This window comes from Bradyrhizobium sp. 23, from assembly GCF_023073295.1.
Lineage (GTDB): Bacteria > Pseudomonadota > Alphaproteobacteria > Rhizobiales > Xanthobacteraceae > Bradyrhizobium > Bradyrhizobium canariense_D.
This window is the reverse complement of record NZ_JADPJF010000070.1, coordinates 220480-228301: the sequence shown is the minus strand read 5'-3', so window position 1 is coordinate 228301 and position 7822 is coordinate 220480. Positions and strand designations below refer to the sequence as shown.

The 7822-nt window shown below is 63.5% G+C and carries 8 protein-coding genes; 7 read left to right on the top strand and 1 reads right to left on the bottom strand.

The window, feature by feature from the left end:
• Positions 1-452: 452 nt before the first annotated feature.
• From IVB32_RS18920 to IVB32_RS18890, 7 genes are all read left to right on the top strand, one after another.
• Positions 453-1415 carry a sulfonate ABC transporter substrate-binding protein gene (locus IVB32_RS18920; RefSeq protein ID WP_247366698.1) on the top strand — a complete coding sequence of 321 codons (963 nt, stop codon included), beginning with the start codon at positions 453-455 and terminating at the stop codon, positions 1413-1415.
• 38 nt (positions 1416-1453) lie between these two features.
• A complete protein-coding gene (locus IVB32_RS18915) occupies positions 1454-2407 on the top strand; it encodes a sulfonate ABC transporter substrate-binding protein (RefSeq protein ID WP_247337669.1) in 954 nt (317 codons plus the stop codon).
• Positions 2408-2415: 8 nt separating this feature from the next.
• A complete protein-coding gene (ssuD, locus tag IVB32_RS18910; RefSeq protein ID WP_247366693.1) occupies positions 2416-3582 on the top strand; it encodes an FMNH2-dependent alkanesulfonate monooxygenase in 1167 nt (388 codons plus the stop codon).
• The gene (gene ssuC / locus IVB32_RS18905; RefSeq protein ID WP_247366691.1) at positions 3579-4385 is read left to right on the top strand and encodes an aliphatic sulfonate ABC transporter permease SsuC; all 807 of its coding nucleotides are present in this window, start codon (positions 3579-3581) and stop codon (positions 4383-4385) included. The genes ssuD and ssuC overlap by 4 nt, the downstream gene beginning before the upstream one ends.
• A 20-nt stretch (positions 4386-4405) precedes the next feature.
• The gene (locus IVB32_RS18900; RefSeq protein ID WP_085349192.1) at positions 4406-5242 is read left to right on the top strand and encodes an ATP-binding cassette domain-containing protein; all 837 of its coding nucleotides are present in this window, start codon (positions 4406-4408) and stop codon (positions 5240-5242) included.
• 32 nt (positions 5243-5274) lie between these two features.
• The gene (locus IVB32_RS18895; protein ID WP_085395132.1) at positions 5275-5856 is read left to right on the top strand and encodes a flavin reductase family protein; all 582 of its coding nucleotides are present in this window, start codon (positions 5275-5277) and stop codon (positions 5854-5856) included.
• Positions 5857-5954: 98 nt separating this feature from the next.
• Positions 5955-6110, top strand: a complete 156-nt coding sequence (locus tag IVB32_RS18890) for a hypothetical protein (protein ID WP_007596165.1) — start codon at positions 5955-5957, stop codon at positions 6108-6110.
• A 1026-nt stretch (positions 6111-7136) separates the two neighbouring features.
• Here IVB32_RS18890 and IVB32_RS18885 read toward each other — a convergent pair.
• On the bottom strand, positions 7137-7822 hold a 686-nt coding region (locus tag IVB32_RS18885), incomplete at its 5' end, for a M20/M25/M40 family metallo-hydrolase (protein ID WP_247410910.1).

The window sequence follows — 7822 nt, the reverse complement described above, 5'->3', positions numbered from 1 at the left end:
CCGGCTCGAGATCGCCGACGACGAGCCGGTACGGATCGGCGGATGGGCCTTTCGCGGGCTGCAGAATCTACCGGTGAGATGGCTGCATTAGGCCGGCAGGGACCGGTCCATCCGCAACGCCGCCACGATGCCATCCTGCTCCTGTTTTGCCCGACGAGTCAAGGTCAAATTTCGGATAAGCGTAAGTCATTGTTTTCGCGCGCCCCGGCTACTGTGCATGGGGTTGTTTTCGCGATTTTTAATTTCTCAGCTCGGTTGCGTGCGTTTTTCACATTCGCGTGCGGAAAAATATCCCCTGCGTTCGCTCCGTGGATCGAAAGATTAATCATGCGCTCCGCCAGGTGCGCAGTGCATGCATCGCTATTTTTCCGCGCGTCTCGACACCTCCGATAAGCCGCCCCATCATTCCCGAGCACGAATGAAGGACGGCCGCACGCGGCCGGGAGTGTCGGATGCAACGTCGGGATTTTCTCAAACTATCCCTTGGAACTGCGGCAGCCGCCGCATTCGTTTCGCACGCCAACGCGCAAGCAACGTCACAAGGCGCGGTGAAGGACATTCGTGTCGGCTACCAGAAGACCGGCGTGCTGGTTATCACGCGTCAGCAGGCCGCCCTGGAAAAGCATTTCGCGCCCCTGGGCATCGACGTGAAATGGGTCGAGTTCTCGTCGGGGCCTCCGATGATGGAGGCAATGAATGTCGGTAGCATCGATTTCGGCGCAGTCGGCGACTCCCCGCCGGTGTTCGCCCAGGCGGCGGGCGCGGCGATCGTCTATGCCGCCGGCCAGCCCATCACCAACGGGCAGGGCATCCTGGTGCCGAAGGATTCGCCGATCCGCGGCATCGCCGACCTGAAGGGCAAGCGCGTCGGCTTCACCAAGGGCTCCAGCGCCCACAACATCGTGGTGCAGACGCTCGAGAAAGCCGGCCTCACCTATGCCGACATCACGCCGGTCTATCTGACGCCGCCGGATGCCGGGCCCGCCTTTGCCAATGGCAGCATCGAGGCCTGGGCAATCTGGGATCCTTACTTAGCGATCGGCGAGACCAAGCAGGGCGGCCGCATCCTGATCAATGCGCGCGACGTCACCAAGACCAATTCCTTCTTCATCGCCAACCGCGATTTCGCCAGGAATCACGGCGCCATCCTGCAACAGATCATCGATGTGACGACCGCCGCCGGTCAATGGGCCGAGCAGCACCGCGACGCGGTCGCCAAATCGCTCGCCGCGATCACCGGCGTCCCGCTGGACATCCAGACCCTCGCCGCCAATCGCGCGAATTTCGTGGTCGGCCCGGTCACCGACGACATCGTCACGACCCAGCAGGGCGTCGCCGACCGCTTCCACAAGCTCGGCCTGATCCCGAAGCCGATCGTGATCCGCGACATCGTCTGGCGCAACCCGGCAGCCTGATCGTGCCAACCAGCCTTCCCATTCAAAAGGGTTTGAACATGAGGCGTATCATCCAGCGTCTGATCGCGGCCATCGTGCTGTCGATCGGCATCGTCGCCGCCGCGGTCGGCACCTCCTACGGACAGGACAAGGTCGTCCGCATCGGCTACCAGAAATACGGCAAGCTGGTGCTGCTCAAGAGCAAGGGCACGCTGGAGCCGAAGTTAGCTGCCGACGGCTACAAGGTGGTGTGGACCGAATTCCCCTCCGGCCCGCCGCTGCTCGAAGCGCTCAATGTCGGCGCGATCGATTTCGGCAACACCGGAGAAGCCCCGCCGATCTTCGCGCAGGCCGCCGGCGCACCGATTGAGTACGTCGCCTACGAGCCGCCGGCCCCGAAAGGCGAGGCGATCCTGGTGCCGAAGGACACCCCGCTGAAATCCATCGCCGATCTCAAGGGCAAGAAGGTCGCGCTCAACAAGGGCTCCAATGTCCACTACCTCCTGGTCAAGGCGCTGGAGAAAGCCGGCGTCAAATATTCCGAGATCGAGCCGGTGTTTCTCGCACCAGCCGATGCGCGCGCCGCTTTCGAGCGCGGCGCGGTCGATGCGTGGGTGATCTGGGATCCGTTCCAGGCCGCCGCGGAAGCCGCCACCAGCGCCCGCACGCTTACCGACGGCACCGGCATCGTCGCCAACTACCAGTTCTATTTTTCCTCGAAGAAATTCCTCGAAGCCAATCCGAGGATTGTCGACGCCGTGCTGGCCGAGCTGAGCGCGGTCGACGATTGGGCCAAGGGCGATATCCACGCGGTTGCCGAGCAGCTGGCGCCCTCGATCGGCCTGTCAGTCCCGGTGGTCGAGGTCGCGCTGAAGCGGCAATCCTACGGCATCAAGCCGCTGACCGATGCCGTCATCGCCGATCAGCAGCAGGTTGCGGACGCGTTCTTCGCCCTCAACCTGATCCCCAAATCCATCAAGATTTCCGACGTGGCGCGGAGGCCAGGATCATGAGCAAGCACATGAGCAAGCAAGCGAACGCCAACATCCTCTGGTTCCTGCCGACCCACGGCGACGGCCGCTATCTCGGCACCGGCATCGGCGGCCGCGAGGTCAATTTCAACTATCTACGCCAGATCGCGCAGGCCGCCGACCAGCTCGGCTATTTCGGCGTGCTGCTGCCGACCGGGCGATCTTGCGAGGATTCCTGGATCGTCGCCTCCTCGGTCGCGCCGTTCACCGAGCGGCTGCGCTATCTCGTGGCGGTCAGGCCCGGCCTGCAATCGCCGAGCGTGGCCGCGCGCATGACGTCGACGCTGGACCGCATCACCAACGGCCGGCTCCTGGTCAACGTCGTCACCGGCGGCGATCCCGTCGAGAACAAGGGCGACGGCATCTTACTCGCCCATGACGAGCGCTACGAGGTCACCCGCGAGTTCCTCAACGTCTATGGCGAGCTGCTCGCTGGCAAGACCGTCAACGTCGAGGGCAAGCACATCCATGTCGAAGGCGGCAAACTGCTGTTTCCGCCGGTTCAGTCGCCGCGTCCGCCGCTCTATTTCGGCGGCTCGTCGGATGCCGGCATCGACGTCGCCGTCGACACCGTCGACAAATATCTGACCTGGGGCGAACCGCCGGCCTTGGTCGCCGAGAAGATCGCGAGGGTGAGGGAGGTCGCAGCAGCTCGCGGTCGAAAACTATCCTTCGGCATCCGGCTCCACGTGATTGTCCGCGAGACCAATGACGCGGCCTGGCGTGCGGCCAACGAGCTGATCAAGCACGTCAGCGACGAGACCATCGCAACCGCGCAGAAGAACTTTGCGCGGATGGATTCGGTCGGCCAGCAGCGCATGGCGCAGCTTCACGGCGGCAAGCGCGACAAGCTCGAGATCGCGCCGAACCTGTGGGCCGGTGTCGGCCTCGTGCGCGGCGGCGCTGGCACGGCGCTGGTCGGCGACGCCCAGACGGTCGCGGCCCGCATTAGGGAGTATCAGGACATTGGCATCGATACCTTCATCATGTCGGGCTACCCGCATCTGGAAGAAGCCTATCGTTTCGCCGAGCTGGTGTTTCCGCTGCTCTCGCTGGAGCAGCCCAGCAACGTGACCAGGCTGCACTTCAACGGTGGTCCTTTTGGTGAAACGGTCGGCAGCGACTTCCGTCCGCAACAGAAGGTGTCGCAGTCATGAGCCTGATCGACAGCGTTTCACTTCCCCGCAGTTTGCGCCTGCCGCGCGTCGATAGCCTGATCCAGTGGATCGTGCCGTTCGCCATCATCGCGATCTGGCAGGTCGCAAGCGTCACCGGCTTCGTGCCGACGCGGGTGCTGCCGGCGCCGAGCGACGTCTTGCTTGCGGGCTGGAAGCTGCTGCTCTCCGGCGAGCTCGTTCGCAACATCTGGGTTTCATTCTGGCGCGCCTCGATCGGCTTCCTGATCGGCGGCAGCATCGGCTTTGCCTTCGGCCTCGCCAATGGCCTGTCGCAGCTCTCGGCCAAGCTCACGGATACAACGCTGCAGATGGTGCGCAACGTGCCGCATCTGGCGCTGATCCCGCTGGTCATCCTGTGGTTCGGCATCGACGAGAGCGCGAAGCTGTTTTTGGTCGCGCTCGGCGTGTTCTTCCCGATCTACCTCAACACGCTGCACGGCATCCGCACCGTCGACCCGCAGCTGATCGAGATGGGGCGGATCTACGGCATGAGCGACGGCGAGCTGTTCCGCCGCGTGATCTTCCCGGGCGCGCTGCCCTCGATCTTCGTCGGCATCCGCTTCGCGCTCGGCATCATGTGGCTGACCCTGATCGTCGCCGAGACCATCGCGGCGTCCTCGGGCCTCGGCTACATGGCGATGCAGGCGCGCGAGTTCATGCTGATCGACGTCGTGGTGCTCTCGATCCTGATCTACGCGCTGCTCGGCAAGCTCGCCGACAGCGCCTCCCGCGTGCTGGAGCGCCTGACGCTCTCCTGGCACCCCGCTTATTGGAAACGCTGAGCAGACATACTGGGATTCACATGCAGACAGCCCTTCGTACCTCCCTTCCGGACACCGAACTCGCCAGCCGTTCCCATTTCGCGCCTCACGCCCGCGTCGTGCGCGAGGAGCGCCCAGTGCAAACGAGCGGCCTGCCGCTCAGCATCCGTGGCCTGCGCAAATCCTACGGCGACAACGAGGTGCTGCGCGGCATCGACCTGCACATCCCCGCCGGCCAGTTCGTCGCCATCGTGGGCAAGAGCGGCTGCGGCAAGAGCACGCTGCTGCGCCTCATCGCGGGCCTGGAGAAGTTCGACGCCGGCAGTATCTCGCTCGGCGACGCCGTGAAGCCCGAGGATATTCGCGTGATGTTCCAGGAGCCGCGGCTGTTGCCTTGGGCCCGCGTTCTCTCCAATGTCGAGGTCGGCCTCGGTCGCGATCGTTCATCCAGTGATGCGCATACACGCGCCGATAAGGCGTTGACCGAAGTCGGACTGACCGACAAGCGCGACCAGTGGCCCTCGGTACTGTCGGGCGGCCAGAAGCAGCGCGTAGCTCTTGCCCGCGCGTTGGTCTCGCGTCCCCGTGTGCTCGCCTTCGACGAGCCGCTTGGCGCGCTGGACGCGTTGACCCGCATCTCGATGCAGCGGTTGTTGGAGCGCGTCTGGCGCGACCAGGGCTTTACCGCGATCCTGGTGACCCACGATGTCGCCGAGGCGGTCGCGCTGGCCGACCGGGTGCTGGTGATCGAGGAAGGGCGGATCGCCCACGACGTTGTGGTTAACACGGCCCGACCGCGCGAACGCGGCTCGGCCGAGCTCGCGGGTCTCGAAGGCTCGATCCTGAGCCACCTTTTGTCGGCAGACGATCGTACCTAGATAGACAGGGACCCCCGCTTGGGGACGAAGCCATGAATGTAGTGCCCCGCGATCTCATGACCGAAAATGCCGTCTCCTCCGCCGATTTCCGCGGCGCCATGCGCCACCTTACCGGCGGCGTCAGCGTCATCACCGCCGGACGGGGCAAGGACATCACCGGCATGACGGTCACCTCGGTCAGCTCGTTCTCGGTCGATCCGCCGACGCTGATCGTCAGCATCAACCGCGACGCCTCCTCCTTCCCGCTGATCCGCCGCCACGGCGCTTTCGGCGTGAACATCCTCGCGGCCGATCAGCTCGACATCGCCGAGCGCTTTGCCGGCAAGGGCGGGCTTAAGGGCGCCGATCGTTTCGCGGGCGCCAGATGGGTGACCGCGGTCTCGGGTGTTCCGCTGCTGGTCGGCGCATTGTCCGCCGTCGACTGCGAGGTCGAGGAGATCTTCGAGCGCCATTCGCACGGCATCATCATCGGGCGGGTGCGAGACGTCAGGAATTCGATCCGCAACGCTGCGCTGGCCTATTGGCACGGTCAGTATGTGACGGTGGATCAGGACGAAGACGCCGTCAGGCTTGCGGACGTCAGCCTTCCCAGCCACGTCCGCCGCGGCATTTGATCGCCGCCGGCGACGGGCCGTGCAGGCTGGCCTTTTCCCCGTCATCGCTCTACAAGCGCTGCCTGAGCCTCCCGCCGGGACAGCAATGGAGCGCAATGATGAAACGCGTCGCGACCTGGGCCTTCTACGCGGTCGGCGCGCTCGCGATCGCCTATCTCGCGCTCTACGCCTACGCGATGTTCAGCGGCCATCCGATCGTGCCGGGCGACCCCATCCAGATCTTCCGCAGGCCGGATGCGCCGAGCTATTCGTGACGGCTCTCTCCTCGTCATGGCCGGGCTTACCGTCTTCGCTCAAGCCTCGTCAACCAGCATCGAAGCCGATTCTCGGCCATCCACGTTTGCCTGCAAGGCACAAAGATTCGTCGAGAATCCACGGCATAGGGAGGATCGAGGTAGACGAAATTACCAGCAACAACATTCTCTAATGTTTTCTCGAAATCGCCAGCTACCAATTTTACGTTCTTAAGCAAGTTTGAGCAGCGAACGAGATCGCTCTTCTCGAAGTAGGCGCTTAGCTTGCTGCCCATGGGGACGTTGAAATGTCCTTCCAGATTGGTCCGATAAATGCCGTTGAAGCAATTCCTGTTCAGGTACAGCAAGCGTAGTGCGCGCGTGTCCCGGTCAAGCGATCGGGGGTCAAGGGAGCGCCAGCGCGTATAGGTCTCCAGATCGCGACGAATGCAACGTAGCCGTCGGTATAGTTTTTCGGGGTCATCTCTCACCACGCGATAAACTTCGATAAGCTCCCGGTTACTGTCACCCAGAACTCCGGTGTGCGGTGCCAATTCGAAAAAGAGGCACGCAGAGCCGGCAAACGGTTCAACGTAGCCGGTGTGGTTACGTGACCAAAACGGACTCAATCGAGAAAGCTGCTTCCTTTTGCTACCAGCCCATCGCAGAAATGGCTTAGCCCCTGGAGCAGGTTGCAACTTGCTAATCAGAGGTCCGCCGTCGTGCACTCTATTCACGTCTGTGGCCAAGTGGCCTCCCCATCCCCAGCGGGCATTGTACACACCTGCTGCGGATGCAAGCAATAGCCGCAGCAGACGCCTCAACACCTTTGAGGTTGTGCCTTCGAATCGTTATGAATGGTTAAACCTTAACACGGCCCTGCAACCCGGACTCGGTTAGCTTATCTGGTGATACGAAGCGTCGCCTCGGCTTCCCTCCAGAGCTTCCTGCGCGGGTCGAACTCGGGCCACACTACTGGCTGACCTCGGCTTTGCGCCGGGCGCACACGATCATGAGCTTGATGCGTAAGGATATTCGAGCTGGCAATCACCCCCACAAGATCGCCAGCGCCAGCGCCTGCGCGCGCGGCACGATGCTGTCGAGCTCGAGATATTCCTCCGGCGTGTGCGCGAGTCCGCCGACCGGTCCGAGCCCGCAGATGGTCGGCGTTCCGACCGCGGCGGTGAAGCCGGAATCGGCGCAGCCGCCGGAGAACTCGCCCTGCAGCGTGGTAAGGCCAGCCTGCCTTGCGGCAGCCTGATAGTTCTCGAACAGTGCCTTTGAATCGGCGCTCTGCACCACCGGCACGAACTCGCCCTTGACCGTCAGCGTCGCGCTGGTGCCAGGCACGTAAGGTGTCGCGATGATGGTCTCGATCGCAGCCATCACCCTCGCGCGGTCCGCCGGATCGACATAGCGCAGGTCGATCTGTCCTTCCGCGTAAGGCGCCGTGGTGTTGACGGACTGCCCGCCCGAAACAAGGCCGACATTGAGCGTGATACCCTTGTCGAGATCGGTCAGCGCGTGGATCTGCACGATCTTGTGCGCGAGCTCGCCGATTGCGCTGACGCCGGCGGCGAAATTGGCCCCGGAATGCGCGGCTTTGCCGGTAATGGCGAAATGCATGAAGATGCCGCCCTTGCGTCCCGTGACGATATTGCCGGTCGGACGGCCCGGCTCGGAATTGAACACGGCGCGCGCGGTTCGGCCTTCGCGCTCGATCACCGGCCGCG